This is a genomic window from Streptomyces sp. NPDC045998 (assembly GCF_056430285.1).
The window spans coordinates 1-15476 of sequence record NZ_JBWKLJ010000019.1; the positions used below are offsets into that span (position 1 = coordinate 1).

Sequence of the window (15476 nt, forward strand, 5' to 3'; positions counted from 1 at the left end):
GCTCGCTGAACTGACCGACCTGACCGTCCGTCACGCCCGTCCGGCCGCGGAGCGCGCCATGCGCCCCGCGGCCGGACTTTCGTGCGTGCACGCGGCGGCGACCTCGGCAAGTGCGCCTTGTTCCGGTGGCGCGGCGCGCCGGAGGGTGGGGGTCAGGCCCGGGTCTCGGGCCGGTTTCGCCCCGTGGAGAGGACACTCATGGCCCTGCGGTGGTCCCACGCCGCCCTGAACTGCCGGAACCTGGACGCGACCGAGGAGTTCTACCGCCACTGGTTCGGCATGACGCGTGCCCGCGCCTTCGACGTGGCGGGCGCCCGGTTCGTCTTCCTCCGGCTCGGTGACGCCTATCTGGAGCTGTGCTCGCTCGAGGCGGCGGAGGCCGCGGGTCCCGCGCCCGATCCCTCCGCCGACGGGCCGCACACCCCCGGAGCCGTACGGCACCTGGCGTTCCAGACGGAGGACGTGGACGCCTTCCTGACGCGGATGGGCGGCGCCGCACGCGTCACCCTGGGGCCGCTGGACTTCGACGCGTTCATCCCCGGCTGGCGCAGCGTCTGGCTCGCCGACCCCGAGGGCAACGTGGTCGAGGTCAGCCAGGGCTACCGCGACCTGCCCGAGGGGGCGGACGGCGCCAACCTGACCGTGGGATGACTAGCCAGAACACGGTTCTGGCTGGTCGGCGGCGGCGGGCGAAGGATGGCTTCCGAGGGGCCCGAGAGGGAGAGATCCGAGAGGGAGGCAGCCGCCATGCCGCACACAGCTCACCGTGACCGTAACCGTGACAGCGACCGTGACCGTGACCGTTCCGTGCGGGACGTCGTCTGGCACCCGCTGCGCGTCCGGGCCGCCGGTCACGACATCCCCGTCCGCGTCTACCGGCCCGAGGGCGGTCACGCGGGCTGGCTGGTCTGGGGGCACGGCGGCAGCTGGCGGACCGGCTCGCTGGAGGGCTGGCACGCCGCCTGCGCGGACCTGGCCGGCCGGTCGGGGTGCGCGGTGGTCAGCGTCGACTACCGGCTCGCCCCGCAGCACCGGCACCCGGCGGCCCTCCACGACGTGCTCACGGTCCTGGACTGGGCCCAGGAGCGGGCCGCCGCCGAGGGGCTGCCGCCCGTCGCCGTCGGCGGCGACAGCTCGGGTGGGACGATCGCGGCGTCCGCGGCGCTGGTCCGGCGCGACCGGGGTGAGCCGCTCAGCGCGCAGGTGCTCGCCTACCCGCCGCTGGACCCGTCCTGCCGCGCCCGGTCCTACACCCGCTACCGCGACAACTTCCCGAGCCAGGAGGGCATGGCCGCCGCCTGGCGCGACTACCGGGGTGGGAACACCGGTGCCGCCTTCCCGCCCAGCACGCCCTTCGAGGCCGACAGCCTCACCGGTCTCGCCCCGGCGATCCTGGGCGTCGGCGCGTTCGACCCGGTGGCCGACGACGTACGCGCCTACGCCCGCCTGCTGCGTGAGGCGGGCAACGAGGTGACCTTCCACGAGTTCCCGCACCTCCTGCACGGTGCCTTCCTCCAGCCCGCCGGCGTCGGGGGGTTCCGGTTCCGGGACGGGCGGAGCGAGGGGGCGGACGGCCCCCGGGGGCTGCGCCACTGGCTGGCGGACGCCCTGAGCGACCGGCTGTCCGGTCTGACCGCGACACAACGGCTCTGACAGCGAGAAAGAGAGAGATCATGAACAGCACCGGCACCACCTCCACCCCGCCCGGCACGGTTCCGGGTCATATCGGCGCGCTGTTGCGCCACTTCGGCGACCTGCGGGACGGCACCCACGGCGACCAGGCGTCCCGCCAGGGCAAGGAGCGCCTGTTCGCCCAGGCGGTCGAGCTGCTGAGCCCGTACGCCGAGCAGGCCCTGGAGGAGATCAACGAGCACCTACTGGACCACACCGGTGAGGTCAGGGCCTCCGGGGTGCACCGGACGCCGGACGGCGGTGTCGCGGCCGTCTGGGCGCTGACCTGGCCGCAGCAGCGGATCACCGACATCGCCCCGATCACCATCACCGCGCACTACGGGGGAGGTTTCCACCACCCGCACCTGCGCGGTGCCACGATCGGCGAGTGGCCGCTGAACGTCTTCACCGCCGAGCAGGCCGCCGCCGAACTGCCCGTCCTGCGCGCGATCGCCGCCGCCGACATCCACAACCTGGTCTTCGAACGGGACTTCAGGATCGTGCCGGCCACCATCGCCGGCCACGCCTCGCTCGGTCCCCGCGCCGTGCTGAACCCGCGTACGAAGGGACTCCCGTCATGAGCCTGCGCCTTTCCGTCCTGGACCAGTCCCCCGTCGGCGAGGGCTTCACCCACTCCGACGCCCTGCGCGCCTCCGTCGAGCTGGCGGAGCGGGCCGACGCCCTGGGGTTCACCCGGTACTGGGTCGCCGAGCACCACCACTCCCCCGGCTTCGCCGGCACCGCCCCGGAGATCCTGGCCGGGACGCTGCTGTCGCGGACCACCCGCATGCGGATCGGCACCGGTGGCGTGCTCCTGCCGCGCTACGAGGCGGTGAAGGTCGCGGAGGTGTTCTCGGTGCTCGCCTCGCTGCACCCGGGCCGCGTCGACCTGGGGCTCGGCCGGGCGGGCGGCCCCGCGCAGCGCTTCCCGCAGCAGGTGCGGGAGGTGAGCCGGCTGCTGGGCCTGGGCGAGGGGCGCGGCGAGGCCGGCGGCCAGGCCCGGGAGGCGGGGCCGCTGCCACCGCTGGTGTCGGCTCCCGACGTGCCCCCGCGGCTGTGGCTGCTGGGCGCGGGCACCCGCTCCGCCGTGCTGGCGGGCGAACTCGGCGCGTCGTTCGCCTTCGCGCACTTCCTCGCCCCGGAACCGGGCGTGGCCGCCCTGGAGGGCTACCGGCAGGGCCTGGCCGCGTCGGCTGCCGCGTCGGCCGGCGGCCCGGCGGAGAAGGGCGTGCTGGCGGAGAAGGGCGTGCTGGCGGTCCGCGCCGTCGTCGCCGACACCCGCGAGCAGGCCGACGGGCTGGCGCTCAGCCTGCTGCTGTGGCGCAGCCGCAAGGACCTCGGCGAGGACCGCCCGCTGCCCTCGCCGGCGGAGGCGCGGCGGCACCGGTGGAGCGGCGCGGAGGCCGACCGGGCCGCCGTCAACAGCCAGGCGCTGGTCTACGGGACGCCGGAGCAGGTGCGCGAGGAGCTGGAGCGGCTGGCGGCGGCGCACGGCGTCGACGAGATCGTGGTCAACACGCTCACGCAGGACCCGGCCGACCGGGTGCGTTCCTACGAGCTGCTGGCGCAGGCCTTCGCGCTGCCCGGCTCCGGTCCGCGCGAACCCGCGGCGCACCGGGAGCCCGCCGTCGCCTAGGGGGTGTCTTGTGATCAGGCCGGATCGGGGACAGGGATCCGGTGGTTGGTAGTCGATCCTGTCGTGACGGCGGGCCCGGGGAGAAGCCTCTCCCCGGGCCCGCCGTCGCAGCGACCTCTTTTACGAAGGGACGACCGGCTCCGAAGGCGCCTCGTCGGCCTCCGGCTCCCGCAGCTGCTCGCGCACGTAGTTCCAGACCACCGCGATCAGCGCGGCGGCCGGTACCGCGAGCAGGCTGCCCACGATGCCGGCCAGGCTGCCGCCCAGCGTGACGGCCAGGAGCACCACCGCCGCGTGCAGGCCGAGCCCGCGACTCTGGATCATGGGCTGGAACACGTTTCCCTCGAGCTGCTGCACCACGACGATGATCACCAGCACGATCAGCGCGTCCGTCAGACCGTTCGAGACGAGGGCGATGAGCACCGCGACCAGACCGGCGAAGAGCGCACCCACGATCGGTACGAACGCGGACACGAAGGTCAGGACCGCGAGCGGGAGCACGAGGGGCACCTTGAGGACCCACAGGCCGATGCCGATGAGAACGGCGTCGAGCAGACCGACGAACGCCTGGGACCGCACGAACGCGCCGAGCGTCTCCCACCCGCGCTCGGCCACGACCGGGATGTCGGTCGCGAGGCGGCCGGGGAGCTGACGGGCCAGCCAGGGCAGGAACCGCGGACCGTCCTTGAGGAAGAAGAACATCAGGAAGAGCGCGAGCACGGCGGTGACCACCCCGTTGACGACGGTGCTCACCCCCGTGACCACCGCGGTGACCATGCTCCCGATGCTGTCCTGGACGCGGGCGACGGCCGAGTCCAGGGCACCGGTTATCTGGTCGTCGCCGATGTGCAGCGGCGGCCCGGCGGCCCACTCGCGCAGCCTCTCGATACCGGCGGTCACCCCGTCGGCCAGTTCACCGGCCTGTGACGCCACCGGAACCGCGATCAGCGCCGCGATGCCCGTGACCACGAGCAGGAACAGCACGGTCACCACCGCGGCGGCCAGGGCCGCAGGCCATCCCCGACGACGTAGGAAGGCGGCAAGGGGCCAGGTCAGTGTGGTGAGGAACAAGCCCACAATGAGAGGCCAGACGACCGACCACATCCGCCCCAGAAGCCACAGCGCCACCGAGGTTGCCAGAAGGACCAAAAGCAACTCGACGGAGACGCGGGCCGATGTGCGCAGTGCGGCGGCGGTTTTCGTGGAACTCAACGAAGCAGGCATGGGGGCACCCTATGGGCGGGCCCAACGCCGCTTTCAGCGTGGTGCCCCCCGCCGCCCGGCTCACGCACCAGGCACACGCCCTGCTGCCGCCGCGTGCGGGCGACGTACGGAGCGGCGGCACCTCCGCGTTGCGCGGTGGTGCCGCCGCTCCGTTATGTCTCCCCTCTCAGCCGCCCGCCGCCACGGCCGCCGCCAGGGCGGGCTGCTCGACCAGGTACGCGCGCAGCAGCGCGGCCAGTTCGGCGGGACGCTCGTACGGGATGTTGTGGCCGCAGTCCAGTTCCGTGTAGCGGCTGTGGGCGATTCCCCGGTGCAGCTCCCTGGAGTGTGCGACGGGGATCACCTGGTCCTGGCGGGCGCCGACGACCAGGGTCGGCGCCTCGATGGCGGGCAGCCGGTCGCGGATGTCCACGGCGAGGTCCAGGTCGAGCTGGCGGCGGGCTCCCTCGGACGGGCGGGCGGCCGCGGCCGCGGCGGCGATCTCCTCGCGGCTCGTGGCCGAGAGGCGGTCCGGGGAGAGCGACAGCAGGGTGATGAACTGCTGGTACGCCAGGGTGTCGAGGTCGGCGAGGCGGCGCCACAGGCCGAGGGCCAGCTCCTGCCGGGGGTCGTCGTTGCGTGCCCAGCCGCCGACGAGGACCAGGCGCCGTACGAGGTCGGGCTGTTCGGCCGCCAGCGCCGCGGCGACCACCGCGCCCAGGGAGGCGCCGACGACGTGGACCGGGCCCGGAACGGCGGCGCGGGCGGCGGCGGCGACCTGGCGGACCAGCAGGTCCAGGGTCAGCTCCCCGCGGGGCAGGGCGGTGCGGCCGCTGCCCGCGTAGTCGGGGGTGATGACGGTGAAGCGGTCGGTGAGCAGCGGCCGCATGGCCGCGTAGTTGGCCTCGGAGTCGGCGGTGGAGCCGTGGATGAGGAGCAGGCCGGGTCCGGTGCCTTCGGCACGGTAGTGGACCTCGGTGCCCGCGACGGTGACGGTGGGCATGGTGACGCCTCCTCGGGAGCGGTCGGGTGGTTACGGGTCGCGTGGGCGTGGGCTCAGCCGCGTACCGGCGTCGACGGGCGCGGCGCGAGGGAGTCGTGGTGCGCGGTGGCCTGCGCCGGGATCGTGGCGGACACCGGAGCCGGGGCCGAAGCTGCCGTGGCGGCGGCGGTCACGGCGGCGGGCCGCTTGCGGCTGCGGCTCCAGCGCCGCATGGCGGGGGTCTCCACGTACCGGTACAGCAGCCAGCCGCCCAGCAGCGAGACCGCGAAGAAGCCGATGACCACGAGGACCGCGACGGGGACGCTGTACGTGCTCTCGCCGAGCAGCGAGCGCAGGTAGAAGATCGTGACGCCCTGCACCAGGTAGAAGCCGAAGGAGACCTCACCGAGCCACACCATGGGCCGGCTGCGCAGCCAGGTCTCGCGCCCCTCCACGTCGCCCGAGGCCACGGAGCAGATGAGCGCGGCCACCGGGATGATGGTGGCGACGACGAAGCCGTACTCGAACGGGGCGACCAGGGCGGCGGCGTAACCGAGCACGGACAGCACGAGCGAGACGCCGAAGCCGATGCGGCGCGGCCAGCGGCCGGCCAGGACGATGCGGGCGAGCAGGATGCCGAGGGCGAACTCGAAGACGCGGGCGGGCGGGAAGAGGTAGCCGAACCAGAACTGCAGGTCGGAGATGGGGGTGATCGCCGACTTCGGGGTGGCGGGGATGAGGAAGCGGGTGACGAGCTGCACGCCGACCATGCCCGCGACCATCAGGCCGGACCAGAGCCACAGCCGCTTCTCGGCGATGCGGCGGATCCCCACCATGAGCAGCGGGAACAGCATGTAGAAGAGGAACTCGCTGCCCAGGGACCAGCTCGGCGGGTTGACGCTGAGGTTGATGGACGGCTGCGGGAAGAACGTGTGGATCAGCAGCATGTTCGGCAGCCAGTCGCCGACGCTGGTGACGGCGGCGCCGGCGAAGAGCAGCATCGAGGCGGCGAAGACCACCAGGTGGTTGGGGAAGATCTTGAACACGCGCCGACGCCAGAAGGAGGTCAGGCGCTCACCGGGGCGGGAGGCCCAGGCGAGGACGAAGCCGCTGAGGACGAAGAAGAACGAGACGCCCATGTAGCCGGCCTTGCTGAAGGCCGTGGTGAAGAACCCGGCCACGCCGTCGTCCGCGAAGGGGTTGATCGGGGCGTTCGGCGGGATGGGCGAGTCCATCAGGGAGGCGTGGAAGAAGAAGACCAGCAGGGCCGCGAAGAAGCGGAGGCCGGTGAGGGAGGGGAGGTTGGCGCGTCTGGTGGGAGCGGGGGTGGTGGCGGTGGAGGACGAGGACACAGACATGGTGTGGGTGCTTTCCGGCGAGAGGGACGTCGGTCGGGGTCCGGCCGGGGGCGGCCGCCGGGCGGCGGTCGCCCCCGTGGGGTACGGCAGGGGTGGGACGGTTACTCGGCGTCGTCGGCCGAGGGGACGTCCATCTCGTTGCGGTAGACCATGAGCTTGGCTTCCTTGGCCACGTAGTAGTTCTGGACCGAGTACGCGATGGTGGCGAAGTCGAGCCGCCCGTCGCCGTTGAAGTCGGCGGTGGCGATGCGGGCGACGGACTCCTCGGAGACCCGCCACTTGGCCCAGACGCCGTTGGCCGCGTCGATGGCCTTGTAGTACATGACGCCCTGCCAGGGCCACGGTCCGCGCAGCGCGACCAGGAACTCGTCGTCGCCGTCGCCGTCGAAGTCGGCGCAGACGATCTGGTGGCCGGGGCCCTCGCCGTTCTCGTTGGGGTCGCCGTAGACGTCGAGGAGGACGCGGTTCCACGTCGGCTTGGCGCCGGGCGGGCCATCGGTGGACTTGGTGTAGACGGCGACCGTGTTGCCGTGGAAGGGCTCGATGGCGGCGACGTACGCCATCGGGTCGTCGCCGAGCCGGCCGGCGTTGAGGTCGCCGCTGCCGCGGAAGCCGGTCTGCTCGAACTGGGTCAGCTCACCGGTGCCGATGAGCTCGCGGATCCACTCCTTGCGGTCCGCGTCCCAGTAGAGCCAGGTCACGCCCTCGTCGGAGGCGAGCAGCAGCGAGTCGAGGTCCGAGCCGGGTATGAGGCCCTTCTTCTTCTCCGCGCCGTGGATCATGCGGAAGTGGCTGTCGTCGATGACGGTCATCGGCCACTCCTCGGCCGTGTGCACGTCGTCGGGCTGGGTGAACATCACCACCGGCAGGACGGCGTGGACGTCCTCCTTGGCGACGATCGGCAGGCCGATGACCTCCAGGCGCTCCTTCTGCGTGAAGTGCCCGACGCGCAGCCGGTGCATACCGGTGGCGCGGCCGATGTAGTGGCGCTTCCAGCGGGACTCGTCCTTGTCCGGGGAGCCGGGGTTCTCCAGCCAGTCGATCTTCCCGCCGGCGGTGTTGGCGTCGTGGATGGTGCCGATCGGGCCGTACAGGTCGTAGCAGAGGATGATGTCGGGGTGGCCGTTGCCGCTGACGTCGGCGAAGTCCGCGCCGACGGGCATCTTGATCTTGTCCTGGACCAGGCGGCGGGTCCACCGCTCGTCGTTCTGATACCAGTAGATCTCACCGAGGCGCAGGCCGTAGCCGAACAGGTCGGGGCGGCCGTCGCCGTCGATGTCCGGGGCCTCCAGCCAGTATCCGTCGCGCAGTTGGTCGGCGACGAGCTCCGGGGTGAACTTCGGGGTCTTCAGCTGGGGCTGGGGCTGCGACTGCGACGGGTTGGTGCCGGTCATGGTGTGCTCCTCACGGATGCGGTCAGTGGGTGGCGGTGTGGCGGCGGTGGTACTCGACGGCGAGCCAGACGCAGTCGGTGTCGGCGCGGTACTGGTGCCAGGGGTAGGGGTAGGTGCCGTCCGGGGCGGTGGAGCAGAAGGGGTCCGGGGTGGTGTAGCCCGGGGCCATCACGACGTCCTGGTAGAGGGTGCTGTGGTCCTGCTCGCGGAACTTCTGCATGCGGCCGATGCCGTGGACCTGCGTGTGCACCTCGATGAAGTCGTGCTGGTTGTGGATGGCGCAGTCGGTGCCGGCGGGGGCGTACCAGAGGTTGACCTTGACGTCGTACGTCTCCGGCCGGAGCGGCGCCGGGGCCTCCTTCAGCAGGTGGGCGGCGTCGAAGGTGACGGTGCCCGCGTCGTCCTGGGGGCTCTTCCACAGGGGGGTGTCCCGGGGGAAGCCGGCGAGGACGTCGCCGAGGAGGGCCCAGCCCGGGTCGCCGGTGATGCCGGGCATGCCGGCCTCGTCGCGTACGCGGAGCAGGAGGAGGGTGTCGGCCCGCTCGACGCGGGTGTCGGCCAGGATCGTGGAGGACAGGGGCGGGATGCTCTTGCGCGGGGTCTCGGCGATGTGGACGTCGGTGACGCCGGTGTTGACGACGATGGCGGCTTCGCGCACGTGGTAGTCGCGGGCGTCGCGTACGAGTGTCGCTTCGATGCGGGGGCCGCTGAAGCCGAGGGCGGTCTCGGGCACGGTGCTGTGAGCCTCTCCGGTGGGTGACGGGGCGTCAGGCCTAGGCGTACGAGGCGGTGCGGGCGAGTTCGGCGGCGATCTCGTCGATCGGGGTGCCCGGGACGAAGGGCTCGACCGGCGGGCCGTCACCGAAGAAGTGCGCCAGCGCGCCGACCGTGCGCTCGGTGGCCCGGCCGTCGCCGTACGGGTTGGCGGCGGCGGCCATGCGGTCGTACTCGGCCCGGTCGCGCAGGAGCCGGGTGGCTCCGCCGACGATGGTCTTGGTGCTGGTGCCGACCAGGCGGGCGGTGCCGGCCACGATGGCCTCGGAGCGCTCGGTGACGGTGCCGAGGACGAGCGTCGGCTTGCCGAGGGCGGGGCCCTCCTCCTGGGAGCCGCTGCTGTCGGAGAGGATGAGGTCGGCGCGGCGCATGAGCCGGCAGAAGTTCAGGTACGGCAGCGGGTCGACGACGGTGATGTTCGGGTGGTTGCCGATCCGGGGCAGCATCGCCTCGCGCACCACCGGATTCCGGTGCAGCGGAACGACGACGCGGACGTCCGGTTCGTCGGCGATCTCGGCGAAGGCCTCGGCTATCTCGGGCAGGTGCGGCCATGCCTCACGCCGGTGCGCGGAGGCGAGGATGATGCGCCGCGGGTCACCGTCGAGGTCCGCGAGGGCCGGGTCGCCGTAGTCCTGGGCCTTGTTGCACGCCCACTGGAGCGCGTCGATGACGGTGTTGCCGGTGACGACGACGGTGTCCTCGCTGATGCCCTCGCGCAGGAGGTTGGCGCGGTTGCCGGGGGTGGGTGCCAGGTGCAGGTGGGCGACCTGGGCCACGAGCCTGCGGTTGCCCTCCTCCGGGAACGGCGAGCCGAGGTGGCCGCTGCGCAGGCCCGCCTCCACGTGGACGACGGGGATGCGGTGGTGGAAGCCGGAGAGGGCGCCGGCGAGGGTGGTGGCCGTGTCGCCGTGGACGAGGACGGCCTCGGTGGAGAGCACCTTGAAGTGCTCCTCCAGGCCGCGCAGCGAGCGGTAGGTGACCTGGGAGAGGGTCTGCTTCGGGGCCATGATCTCCAGGTCGACGTCCGGCTTCAGACCGAACGCGTCGAGGGTCTCGTCGAGCATCTGGCGGTGCTGCCCGGTCGAGATGACCACGGGGTCGAACCGGGGGTCGTCCTGGAGCGCGCGGATGACCGGGGCGAACTTGATGGCTTCGGGCCTGGTACCGAGGACTACTGCGACGGACCGCATGGGTGCCATTCCTTTACTACGACGTGGGTGACGGCAGGACGGGAAGACGGGAGGACGGGCAGGGCGCGGTGAGGGAGCCACGTGGTGCGGGGTGCGGGGTGCGTGGGTGCGTGGAGCGTGCGTGCGGCCGTGCGTGGGCGGCCGGATGGCTCAGGCGCCGGGTTGCGACCGGACGCCGGACACTGCGCCGCCGGCGGGAGGTGGAGGGCGGTGCCTCTCGGGGCCGAAGCTCCGGGGCGGTTCTCCCTTCCGGACGAGAGATATCTTTTCCGTGAGCTATCTCTGCCGTCAAGCCGCGCTGTCCCGACTTGCACACCGCACCCCGCGGACGACCAACATCCGTGCGCCTGAAGGTGGTTGACGCCTACGGCGTGGGGGCGGAAACGGCACTGCGCCCGCCGCGTGGGTCACGTGGCGGGCGCAGTGAGGGGCAGTGAGGGGGCGGCGGGGGTGGGCCTCCAGAGGGCCGCAGACGGCCTTCAGAGGCCGTCAGGGGCCCCGGGGACTAGGAGGGTCTGGGGGCGCCAGGGCCCGGGCGGGCCGTCAGGGCCGGCCCAGCCAGGTCCGTATACGCCGAAGGGCGGCCCGGCGGGGGTGCCGGGCCGCCCAGGGGCGGGGTGACGGGGGGTGCCTCAGCGCTTGGCGGGCTCCACCGAGAGGGAGTGGCGGAAGAAGTCGGACGGGTCGTAGCGGCGCTTGACCTGCTGGAGCTTCGGATAGTTGTCCTTGTAGTACAGCGTCTGCCACGGCACGCCGGACCGGTTGCGCCGCGGGTCGGCGACGTCACGGTCGGGGTAGTTGATGTAGCAGCCGTCGGTGCGGTCGTCGATGACCGGCACCCCGCCCGTCGCCGCGAAGAAGTCCTCGTACAGGTCGCGCACCCAGCCGAGGTAGAAGTCGTCCTCGCTCTCGTCCTGCCAGAAGGTCTGGAAGCACATCTTGAACACCGAGCTGCGCTGCGCGTTCGCCGTCGTGTCCGGCGCCACCGCGTTCACCCGGCCGCCGAAGGAGAACAGCACCAGCATGGTGTCGGGGTTGGTGAAGTCCGGGCGCGTCATGTGCTTGTAGAGCGCCGCGATCTGGTGGTCGGTGAAGGTGCGGCGCATGTAGCCGGACTTGTGCGCGCCCCGGGACGTGGGGTCCGTGATGGTCGGGTTGTTGGTGCCCACGAGCCGCGTCGCCTGGAGCCACGGCATGGTGCGCGGCTCCGCGAGCTGCGGCATGGCGGGCAGCTCGCCGGTGGGCTTGGTCAGCGCGCCGGGCTTGATGCCGGTGCCGGCCGTGATGGCCGCCAGGTAGCTGTCGAGGAGGCGCCGGGCGCCGGGCACGGTCGCGTCGACCTGGGTGAACATGCCGAGGCTGCCGTGGGCCTTGGAGCTGACGTTGAAGAGGCTGCTGAGGTGGCGGTACTCCGAGTCGGGCCCGCTGTTCTGCTCGTGCCAGGTGCCGAAGTTCCTCAGCAGCCGGGCGAACTTGGTCTCGTCGAGCTGGTCCCACGGGAAGTCCACCGCGCTGACCAGGACCGTGGACGGCGGCGAGATGAGCTGGTCCTCCGGGGCCGTGCCCTTGGCGTCCGGCGAGCGGAACCAGTAGCGGGTCACCAGGCCGAAGTTGCCGCCGCCGCCTCCGGTGTGGGCCCACCACAGGTCCCGGTGCGGGTCGTCCTCCTCGCGGGTGGCGACCACCGTGCGGGTCCGGCCCGCCGCGTCGACGACCACGACCTCCACCGCGTACAGGTGGTCCACGACCAGGCCGTGGGCGCGGGAGAGGAGGCCGTAGCCGCCGCCGGCTATGTGCCCGCCGGCGCCGACGCTGTAGCAGATGCCGCCCGGGACGGTGACGCCCCAGCCCTTGTAGAGCGCTTCGTAGACGTTGATGAGCCGGGCGCCGGGCTCGACGTAGAAGGCGCGGCGGGCGGCGTCGTACCCGACGTCGGTCATCTCGGAGAAGTCGAGGATGACCTCGACCTCCGGGTTGCAGGCGAAGTCGGCGAAGCAGTGGCCGCCGCTGCGCACCGAGACGCGCTTGCGGGCGCGGAACGCGTCGCGCAGAGCCTTCTCGGCGTCGGCGGACGACGTGATCATCTTGATGTAGTCGGGTCTGGCGACGAAGCGCTGGTTGTTGCCCGTCGTCAGCTCCGGGTAGCGCGGGTCGTCGGGCCGGATCGTGGCGCCGGTCCGCGCGCTCGCCGCGGCCGCCGGGGCGGCCGGCGCGGCGACGGCGGCCGTGGCCAGGCCCGCGGTCACGGCGGCACCGCCGGCGAGGGCCGCGCCGCTGCTCAGCACCGTACGGCGATTGACTGCACTCATGGTCGATTACCTCAAGTTCTGTCGTGAGAGTGAGGAACGGATGGGGAGGCGTGCGGGTCCGGCCCGTCAGACGCGGGCGTACGGAGCGGCGTCCGGCTCCCCGGGGGCCGGCGCCTCCGGTCGCGGGGCGGCCGCGTGCCGACGGGTCCGCCGGTCGAGGAGGCCGGAGAGCAGGGCCACGGCCAGACCGGCCGCGGCGAGCAGCGCGCCGGTCCAGTTGGGCGCGGTGTAGCCGAGGCCGTGCTCGACGGTGAGGCCGCCGAGCCAGGCGCCCACGGCGTTGCCGAGGTTGAAGGCCGCGATGTTCGCGGCGGAGGCGAGGGCGGGAGCCCCGTCGGCCTGCTGCATGACGCGGGTCTGCAGCGGCGGCACGGTGGCGAAGCCGACGACCCCGAAGACGAAGAGGGTGATCGCGGCGGGCAGGGGCGCGCGGGCGGTCTGCACGAAGACCAGCAGCACCACGGCGAGCGCACCGAGGATGACGTACAGGCTGGGCATCACGGTCCGGTCGGCGGCCTTCCCGCCCAGGACGTTGCCGACGCACAGGCCGAGTCCGAACAGGACGAGCAGCCAGGCCACGGCTCCGGCGGAGAAGCCGGCCACCTCGGTCATCATCGGCGCGATGTACGTGAAGGAGGCGAACACCCCGCCGAAGCCGAGCGTGGTCATGGCGAGCGCCAGCCACACCTGCGGGCGGCGGAATACGGCGAGTTCGCCGCGCAGGCCCGCGTCCGCGTCCCTCGGCTGGGGCGGTACGAGGGCGGCGACGGCGATCATGCCGACGACGCCGAGCGCGGTGACGGCCCAGAAGGTGGAGCGCCAGCCGAAGTGCTGGCCCAGGACGGTGCCCAGGGGAACGCCGAGGACGTTGGCCACGGTCAGCCCGATGAACATCAGGGCGATGGCGCTGGCCTTCTTGTCCGGCGCGACGACGTTCGCGGCGACGACGGAGCCGATGCCGAAGAAGGCGCCGTGGGTGAGGGCGGCCACCAGGCGCCCCGCCATGAGGAGTTCGTAGGTGGGGGCGAGCGCGCACAGCAGGTTGCCCGCGATGAAGACGCCCATCAGGAGGGTGAGCATCGTCTTGCGGGGCAGCCGGGAGCCCGCGGCGGTCATCAGGGGCGCGCCGACGACGACACCGAGGGCGTAACCGGTGACGAGCATGCCGGCGCTGGGGATGGGGACCGACAGGTCGCGGGCCACCTCGGGCAGCAGGCCGACGATCACGAACTCGGTGGTGCCGATGCCGAAGGCCCCGAGCGCCAGGGCGAGGAGGGCGAGAGGCATCAGAGGCCCTCCCGCCGGGCACGGTGCTCGCGGGCGTGGACGGGGGCGTGGGCGGGAACGTGGACGGGCGCGTGGGCAGGTGCGTGGACGGGGGCGTGGCGGGAGCAGCCGGTCAGACCGCGGTGGCGGGCGTACGGCGTGAGTGCGGCGCGCAGTCGGCGGCGGCCGCGGTGGAGGCGGGAGGTGACCGTGCCGTGTGGGACGCCCAGGCGGGCGGCTATCTCCCGGTACGCCAGCCCTTCGACGTCGGCGAGGTAGACGACGGTACGGAAGGGCGCGGGCAGCGCTCGCAGCGCCTCCAGCACCTCGTGGTCGGGCAGGTGGTCCAGCACCTGGGACTCGGCGGAGGGCAGCCGGGCGGCGCCGTGGCCGGCGGCCCGGACGTGCCGCCAGTCGTCCGTGTCCCCCATCGGCGCCCACCGCGGCTCCTGCCGGCGCTTGCGGTAGGTGGTGATGAAGGTGTTGATCAGGATGCGGTGGAGCCACGCCCGCAGGTTGGTGCCCGCCCGGAAGTGGTGGAAGGACTGATAGGCCCTGGTGAAGGTCTCCTGCACCAGGTCCTCGGCGTCGGGACGGTTGCGGTGCAGCCGCAGGGCGGCCGCGTACATCTGGTCCCGGTAGCCGAGCGCGTCCCCCGCGAAGCGGGCGCTGCGCTGTTCCGGGGTCTCTGGGGCCCCTGGCGCCCCTGGCGCCTCTGGGGTCCCCGCCGGGGTGAGGGTGTCGGTGTCGGTGTCGGTCATCGGAGTCCTTTGCGGTCACGGTCAGAGCTGGCGGAGGGCTCCGCCGTCCACGGCCCATTCGGCGCCGGTGACCTGCCCGGCCTGCGGCGAGAGGAGGTACGCGATGACCCGCGCGACGTCGTCGGGCGTGCCGATGCGGCCGGTGGGCAGCTTGCGCTCCTCGCGGATGAAGTGGTCGACGGCCGCGTCGGCGGACAGTCCGTACCGCTCGGCCAGCTGCTCGGCGAAGCCGCCGGGGGCGTCGAAGAGCGCCGTACGCGTGGGACCGGGCGAGACGACGGTCGAGCGGATGCCGCGCGGCGCGAACTCCGCCGACAGGCTCTTGGACAGCGACAGCAGGGCCGTCTTGGTGGCGGCGTAGTCGACGATGCCCGGGTCCGGGAAGCGGGCCGCCTCGCTGGCGACGTGGACCAGGCTGCCCTCGCCGCGCTCCAGCAGGACGGGCAGGACGGCGCGGGTCATCCGTACGTGCGCGTGGAAGTTGAGGGCGAAGGTCCGCTGCCAGTCGTCGTCGGTGACGTCGAGGAAGCCGCTGTGCGAGACGAGGGCTCCGGCGTTGTTGACCAGCCCGTCGAGGCGGCCGTGCCGGTCCAGTACGGCGTCGACGACGCGCCGCGCGGCCTCCGGGTCGGTCAGGTCGGCGGCGACCGAGGTGACCTCGGGGCGGCCGATGGCGTCGACGCCGTCGGTGCGGCGGGCCACGCCGACGACCCGGGCCCCTTCGGCGGCCAGCAGCCGGGCGGTGGCCTCGCCGATGCCCGTGGAGGCGCCGGTGACGAGGTAGACCCGGCCGGCCAGGTGCAGGTCCATCGGTTCTCTTTCATGGGTGAGGAGGAGGGGAGGAAAGGGGGCGGCGGTGCACTCCCTGACGGGGGAGGCAGGGGGTGCACCGCCGTGCCTGTGCCGGAAGGGCTCCGGTCAGAGGGCTGCCT

General features: G+C 72.7%; 14 protein-coding genes. 4 read left to right on the forward strand and 10 right to left on the reverse strand.

Annotated features, from left to right (window positions below):
* Positions 1 to 198: 198 nt before the first annotated feature.
* The 4 genes from AC07FJ_RS33395 to AC07FJ_RS33410 all read left to right on the forward strand — a co-directional run bounded on the left by AC07FJ_RS33395 (position 199) and on the right by AC07FJ_RS33410 (position 3307).
* Positions 199 to 651, forward strand: coding sequence for a VOC family protein (locus tag AC07FJ_RS33395; protein WP_479052931.1), 453 nt, complete (start codon positions 199 to 201; stop codon positions 649 to 651).
* Positions 652 to 747: 96 nt separating this feature from the next.
* Positions 748 to 1653, forward strand: a complete 906-nt coding sequence (locus AC07FJ_RS33400) for an alpha/beta hydrolase (protein WP_479052932.1) — start codon at positions 748 to 750, stop codon at positions 1651 to 1653.
* Positions 1654 to 1673: 20 nt separating this feature from the next.
* Positions 1674 to 2252 carry a hypothetical protein gene (locus AC07FJ_RS33405; protein ID WP_479052933.1) on the forward strand — a complete coding sequence of 193 codons (579 nt, stop codon included), beginning with the start codon at positions 1674 to 1676 and terminating at the stop codon, positions 2250 to 2252.
* The gene (locus AC07FJ_RS33410; protein ID WP_479052934.1) at positions 2249 to 3307 is read left to right on the forward strand and encodes an MsnO8 family LLM class oxidoreductase; all 1059 of its coding nucleotides are present in this window, start codon (positions 2249 to 2251) and stop codon (positions 3305 to 3307) included. The genes AC07FJ_RS33405 and AC07FJ_RS33410 overlap by 4 nt, the downstream gene beginning before the upstream one ends.
* A 120-nt stretch (positions 3308 to 3427) precedes the next feature.
* On the opposite strand, the gene AC07FJ_RS33415 is transcribed toward AC07FJ_RS33410, so the two are convergent.
* From AC07FJ_RS33415 to AC07FJ_RS33460, 10 genes are all read right to left on the reverse strand, one after another.
* Positions 3428 to 4531, reverse strand: coding sequence for an AI-2E family transporter (locus AC07FJ_RS33415; RefSeq protein ID WP_479052935.1), 1104 nt, complete (start codon positions 4529 to 4531; stop codon positions 3428 to 3430).
* Positions 4532 to 4697: 166 nt separating this feature from the next.
* Entirely contained in the window at positions 4698 to 5513 is an 816-nt protein-coding gene (locus AC07FJ_RS33420) for an alpha/beta fold hydrolase (RefSeq protein ID WP_361415912.1), read from the reverse strand.
* Positions 5514 to 5566: 53 nt separating this feature from the next.
* The gene (locus tag AC07FJ_RS33425) at positions 5567 to 6850 is read right to left on the reverse strand and encodes an acyltransferase family protein (RefSeq protein WP_479052936.1); all 1284 of its coding nucleotides are present in this window, start codon (positions 6848 to 6850) and stop codon (positions 5567 to 5569) included.
* 101 nt (positions 6851 to 6951) lie between these two features.
* Complete coding sequence (locus tag AC07FJ_RS33430) at positions 6952 to 8244, reverse strand: FG-GAP repeat domain-containing protein (RefSeq protein ID WP_479052937.1); 1293 nt, start codon at positions 8242 to 8244, stop codon at positions 6952 to 6954.
* Between the two features lie 22 nt (positions 8245 to 8266).
* On the reverse strand, positions 8267 to 8977 hold the full coding sequence (locus AC07FJ_RS33435) for a hypothetical protein (RefSeq protein WP_361415918.1): 711 nt from the start codon (positions 8975 to 8977) through the stop codon (positions 8267 to 8269).
* Positions 8978 to 9017: 40 nt separating this feature from the next.
* Complete coding sequence (gene wecB / locus AC07FJ_RS33440; protein ID WP_479052938.1) at positions 9018 to 10208, reverse strand: non-hydrolyzing UDP-N-acetylglucosamine 2-epimerase; 1191 nt, start codon at positions 10206 to 10208, stop codon at positions 9018 to 9020.
* Positions 10209 to 10840: 632 nt separating this feature from the next.
* Positions 10841 to 12517, reverse strand: coding sequence for an FAD-binding oxidoreductase (locus AC07FJ_RS33445; protein ID WP_479052939.1), 1677 nt, complete (start codon positions 12515 to 12517; stop codon positions 10841 to 10843).
* 66 nt (positions 12518 to 12583) lie between these two features.
* Entirely contained in the window at positions 12584 to 13804 is a 1221-nt protein-coding gene (locus AC07FJ_RS33450; protein ID WP_479052940.1) for an MFS transporter, read from the reverse strand.
* Positions 13804 to 14544 carry a sigma-70 family RNA polymerase sigma factor gene (locus AC07FJ_RS33455; protein ID WP_479052941.1) on the reverse strand — a complete coding sequence of 247 codons (741 nt, stop codon included), beginning with the start codon at positions 14542 to 14544 and terminating at the stop codon, positions 13804 to 13806. Before AC07FJ_RS33455 ends, AC07FJ_RS33450 begins: the two co-directional genes overlap by 1 nt.
* 21 nt (positions 14545 to 14565) lie before the next feature.
* The gene (locus tag AC07FJ_RS33460) at positions 14566 to 15354 is read right to left on the reverse strand and encodes an SDR family NAD(P)-dependent oxidoreductase (RefSeq protein ID WP_479052942.1); all 789 of its coding nucleotides are present in this window, start codon (positions 15352 to 15354) and stop codon (positions 14566 to 14568) included.
* Positions 15355 to 15476 lie beyond the last annotated feature (122 nt).

Excerpts from the sequence above, each read along its gene's own strand:
- AC07FJ_RS33395 (WP_479052931.1), top strand. The coding sequence starts at position 199 with ATGGCCCTGCGGTGGTCCCACGCCGCCCTGAACTGCCGGAACCTGGAC.
- AC07FJ_RS33400 (WP_479052932.1), top strand. The coding sequence starts at position 748 with ATGCCGCACACAGCTCACCGTGACCGTAACCGTGACAGCGACCGTGAC.
- AC07FJ_RS33405 (WP_479052933.1), top strand. The coding sequence starts at position 1,674 with ATGAACAGCACCGGCACCACCTCCACCCCGCCCGGCACGGTTCCGGGT.
- AC07FJ_RS33410 (WP_479052934.1), top strand. The coding sequence starts at position 2,249 with ATGAGCCTGCGCCTTTCCGTCCTGGACCAGTCCCCCGTCGGCGAGGGC.
- AC07FJ_RS33415 (WP_479052935.1), bottom strand. The coding sequence starts at position 4,531 with ATGCCTGCTTCGTTGAGTTCCACGAAAACCGCCGCCGCACTGCGCACA.
- AC07FJ_RS33420 (WP_361415912.1), bottom strand. The coding sequence starts at position 5,513 with ATGCCCACCGTCACCGTCGCGGGCACCGAGGTCCACTACCGTGCCGAA.
- AC07FJ_RS33425 (WP_479052936.1), bottom strand. The coding sequence starts at position 6,850 with ATGTCTGTGTCCTCGTCCTCCACCGCCACCACCCCCGCTCCCACCAGA.
- AC07FJ_RS33430 (WP_479052937.1), bottom strand. The coding sequence starts at position 8,244 with ATGACCGGCACCAACCCGTCGCAGTCGCAGCCCCAGCCCCAGCTGAAG.
- wecB (WP_479052938.1), bottom strand. The coding sequence starts at position 10,208 with ATGCGGTCCGTCGCAGTAGTCCTCGGTACCAGGCCCGAAGCCATCAAG.
- AC07FJ_RS33445 (WP_479052939.1), bottom strand. The coding sequence starts at position 12,517 with ATGAGTGCAGTCAATCGCCGTACGGTGCTGAGCAGCGGCGCGGCCCTC.
- AC07FJ_RS33450 (WP_479052940.1), bottom strand. The coding sequence starts at position 13,804 with ATGCCTCTCGCCCTCCTCGCCCTGGCGCTCGGGGCCTTCGGCATCGGC.
- AC07FJ_RS33455 (WP_479052941.1), bottom strand. The coding sequence starts at position 14,544 with ATGACCGACACCGACACCGACACCCTCACCCCGGCGGGGACCCCAGAG.
- AC07FJ_RS33460 (WP_479052942.1), bottom strand. The coding sequence starts at position 15,354 with ATGGACCTGCACCTGGCCGGCCGGGTCTACCTCGTCACCGGCGCCTCC.